General features: G+C 50.3%; 3 protein-coding genes and 1 pseudogene. 2 read left to right on the forward strand and 2 right to left on the reverse strand.

The genetic code is table 11. The features are described 5' to 3' along the window. Both ACTG33_RS16550 and ACTG33_RS16555 read right to left on the reverse strand, forming a co-directional pair. Nucleotides 1-355 (reverse strand): annotated as a pseudogene (locus ACTG33_RS16550) (malate synthase G); the annotation flags it as partial. Between the two features lie 205 nt (nt 356-560). Further along, complete coding sequence (locus ACTG33_RS16555; protein WP_439136326.1) at nt 561-1505, reverse strand: LysR family transcriptional regulator; 945 nt, start codon at nt 1503-1505, stop codon at nt 561-563. Between the two features lie 108 nt (nt 1506-1613). Here ACTG33_RS16555 and ACTG33_RS16560 point away from each other — a divergent pair, with 108 nt between their 5' ends. Together ACTG33_RS16560 and ACTG33_RS16565 are read left to right on the forward strand one after the other, a co-directional pair. Further along, nucleotides 1614-3215 carry an isocitrate lyase gene (locus ACTG33_RS16560; protein ID WP_439136327.1) on the forward strand — a complete coding sequence of 534 codons (1602 nt, stop codon included), beginning with the start codon at nt 1614-1616 and terminating at the stop codon, nt 3213-3215. A 96-nt stretch (nt 3216-3311) separates the two neighbouring features. Then, nucleotides 3312-3875 (forward strand): hypothetical protein, encoded by a 564-nt coding sequence (locus ACTG33_RS16565; RefSeq protein ID WP_439136328.1) that lies wholly within the window; start codon nt 3312-3314, stop codon nt 3873-3875. The last annotated feature ends 11 nt before the right edge of the window (nt 3876-3886 follow it).

Consider the following 3886-nt stretch of genomic DNA (forward strand, 5'->3'; position numbering starts at 1 on the left):
CTACAAGTTGAGGACCGGCCTGCTCGGCAATCTCCTGATCCACATTCTGTGTGGTAATCTTGAAATCTGGACCTTCTGGCAACAGGTAGCCGATTTCCTGCAGGAACGCTTTGTATTCTGCTGCGTTGTGCGGCTGACCAGAGCGCTCGGTATGCCAGGCATCGATCTTGGCTTGCAGATCATCACGTTTGGCCAGCAGCGCCTTATTTTTTGGGGCGAGATCGTTAAGAATGCTTTCGAACTCTGTCCAGAAGTGATCGACATCGACGCCGGTTCCGGGAGCAATATCGTTGGCTACCAGGTTGTAGAGTTCCTCTGCGATCTGAAGACCGCCTTGCTGGATACGTGAAGTCATAAACAATCCGCCTTTATGAATGGGTGGGACTGAACCTTTGGTCGCAAAGTTTGGAACCAAGAATCTTGCACCAAGAGTCTTGCGGCCAGAGGTTCAAAATAGCTATCGCAAAAGTGTAGCTCAGGGGATCGCCATTAAACTAATTTATCGTTTCTATTCCCGCTATTCACAAAGGTAATAGTTGTGCGAAATGATCCGCCCAGGGTCAGGATTGATCCAGTGTTTCGGCGGTTTCGGTGATTAATCGCCGCATCCATTGGTGAGCCGGGTTGTTTTGCAGCAAAGGACTCCAGGCCATTTTCAGCTCCAAAGGCGGTATTTCAAACGGTGGCGGCATTATACTGACTCGACTATTCGCCAATTGCAGCTTAGCCAGCTTGCTAGGCACGGTGGCAATCAAGTCTTTTTGCTCTGCCATTAAAGCCGCGGCCTGGTAATGACGGGTAAAGACTGTAATCTGGCGCTTCTTACCCAGAGATTTAAGGACTTCGTCCACCCACCCCAACCGTTGGACATCGGAAGGGTTAACACCAACGCCTACCCCCATACCGGTTTTACTCACCCAAACGTGCTGTGCTTGCAGATAGCTGTCCAGATTAAAGGAGCCCAGCACCGGATTGTCTTTACTGAGCAGACAGCTGAAGCTGTCGAGCCATAAAGTTTTCTGATGGAAAGATTGCGGCATGCTGTCAAACCGGTTGATCACCATGTCTACTCTACCCTGCTCTACATCCAGGAAGGTCACGTCACTGGGTGTCAGGATATCCAGGACAATATTCGGCGCTATACTCCTCAACCGCCTTAAAATGGCGGGTATTAACGTACACTCCGCATAATCACTTGCCATAATACGGAAGACTCTTGAGCTATCGATGGCACTGAATTCTGTTCTGGGCTGTACGGTTTTCTCCAGACTGACCAGAATCGAGCGCACTTCAGGTTCCAGCTCCTGAGCTCTTTCCGTGGGAGTCATACCTTCGCTTGTCCTGATTAGCAGTGGATCATCAAACAACGCCCGCAGACGTTTGAGTCCATTGCTCATGGCTGGCTGGCTGATTCCCAGCTGGTTAGCGGCTTTGGTGACATTGCGCTCGCGCAGCAAGACATCCAGATAGACAAGCAGGTTCAGATCAATACGAGCAATATTCATAAAGAAAATACCGAATATAGAAACTATAAATTAGTTAAATTCTGACAGACTCTCTACACTTTGTCAGGTAACAAATTCACCCACCGTTGTTAAAGTAAAGGATCGATCATGTCTACTTACACTCAGGACATCGAAGCCGTTGCAGGCCTGAAGGCCGCCGCTGGCAGCCCTTGGGATGCAATCAACCCAGAATCTGCAGCTCGCATGCGTGCTCAGAACAAATTCAAAACTGGCCTGGACATCGCTAAGTACACCGCGGGCATTATGCGTCGCGACATGGCTGAGTTTGACAAGGATAAAACCAAGTACACCCAATCTTTGGGTTGCTGGCACGGTTTTGTAGGTCAGCAAAAACTGATCTCCATCAAGAAGCACTTCGGTACTACCGAACGTCGTTACTTGTACCTGTCTGGCTGGATGGTTGCTGCTCTGCGTTCTGAGTTCGGTCCTCTGCCTGACCAGTCTATGCACGAGAAAACTGCTGTAGCTAGCCTGGTTGAAGAGCTGTACACCTTCCTGCGTCAAGCTGATGCTCGTGAGCTGGGTGGTCTGTTCCGTGAGCTGGACGCTGCTCGTGAAGCTGGCGATGCTGCAAAAGAAGCTGACATCCAGTCTCAGATCGACAACCACGAAACACACGTAGTTCCTATCATTGCTGACATCGATGCTGGTTTCGGTAACGCTGAAGCCACTTACCTGATGGCCAAGCAAATGATTGAAGCGGGTGCCTGTGCACTGCAAATCGAAAACCAGGTTGCTGACGAGAAGCAATGTGGTCACCAGGACGGTAAAGTTACTGTTCCTCACGCTGACTTCCATTCCAAGCTGCGAGCTCTGCGTTACGCCTTCCTGGAGCTGGGTGTTGATGACGGTGTTATCGTTGCCCGTACCGACTCTGAAGGTGCTGGCCTAACTAAAGAAATCGCTGTTGTTCGTGAGAAAGGCGACCAGGGCGACGTATACAACTCTTACCTGGATTGCGAAGAAGTTTCTCCGGAAGACACTGCTGAAGGCGATGTCCTGATCAGCCGCGACGGCAAGCTGGTTCGTCCTAAGCGTCTGCCTTCTGGTCTGTACCAATTCCGTCAGGGCACTGGCCATGAGCGTTGCGTATTCGATTGTATCGAAGCCATCAATGCCGGCGCAGACCTGCTGTGGATCGAAACGGCTGTTCCTACTGTCCACGAAATTAAGGACATGATGGATGACGTTCGTAAAGTACACCCGGACGCAAAACTGGTTTACAACAACTCTCCATCTTTCAACTGGACTCTGAGCTTCCGTCAACAAGCCTATGATACATGGGTTGAAGCTGGTAAAGACGTATCCGCATACGACCGCGACCGTCTGATGAGTGCTGAATACGACGATTCCGAACTGGCTGCTGAAGCTGACGCTCGCGTTAAGACCTTCCAGGCTGACTGTTCACGTGAAGCGAACGTATTCCACCACTTGATCACTCTGCCTACTTACCACACTACTGCCCTGTCTGTAGACAATCTGGCAAAAGAGTACTTCGGTGAGCAAGGTATGCTGGGTTATGTTGAAGGTGTTCAGCGTAAAGAAATCCGTCAAGGTATTGCGTGTGTTAAACACCAAAACATGGCTGGTTCTGACCTCGGCGACGACCACAAAGAGTACTACGCTGGTGAGCTGGCTCTGAAAGCTGGCGGTGCCAAAAACACTTCTAACCAGTTCAACAACATCTAATTGTTGCTGACACGGTAAAGTGTATGAAAAAGGCGGCTTCGGCCGCCTTTTTTGTTAGAATCTCTCTGAATTATTCCTATTTTTTGAGGATCCGTTATGAGCTCCACTCCTTCCTATTTGCAGGACGCCAGAGTACTGTTGTCGTCCGATGGCTTTAAAACCGGCGACGTGTGGTATCACGGTACTTCCTCAGCACTGATTTCTTCAATCCTGGAGCACGGTCTCAAGCGTTCCGGGGACAAAGCCATGAAACAGGCCGCCAAGAAGACCATGGCCACCATTGGCAATAGTTACACCGAGTCCATCGAGCCGATCTTTCTGACCCAAAGTAAAGAGTTAGCGTATTACTGGGCTGAGCAAGCCGTCCGTAATCGCAGCATTCGTCTCGAAGGTGATGAATCCCCTGCTGTAGTGGCCGTCAGGTTGCCTGAAGACTTACAGAACGGCGTCAAACCTGATGTGGGTGCCGCCAGCCTGCTGATGGTGAAAGAAGGCGAGCAGTTTTTAGCCTTCGTCTCAGGACTTTATGAAGCTGCTGGCCAACCTGTGCCCTCTATTGATTTGATGAAAGCAGATCGACTGGAATACCTGAATAAACTGGGCATGGCGTACTACAACACAGATATCGATGCGCAGTACATCAGCGAAGTGACCGCGTAGCGCCTCGCCTT

Source organism: Pseudomaricurvus sp. (assembly GCF_965662505.1).
Taxonomy (GTDB): Bacteria; Pseudomonadota; Gammaproteobacteria; order Pseudomonadales; family Cellvibrionaceae; genus Pseudomaricurvus.

Coding starts and splice junctions, on each gene's coding strand:
- ACTG33_RS16555 (WP_439136326.1), bottom strand. CDS start 1,505: ATGAATATTGCTCGTATTGATCTGAACCTGCTTGTCTATCTGGATGTC.
- ACTG33_RS16560 (WP_439136327.1), top strand. CDS start 1,614: ATGTCTACTTACACTCAGGACATCGAAGCCGTTGCAGGCCTGAAGGCC.
- ACTG33_RS16565 (WP_439136328.1), top strand. CDS start 3,312: ATGAGCTCCACTCCTTCCTATTTGCAGGACGCCAGAGTACTGTTGTCG.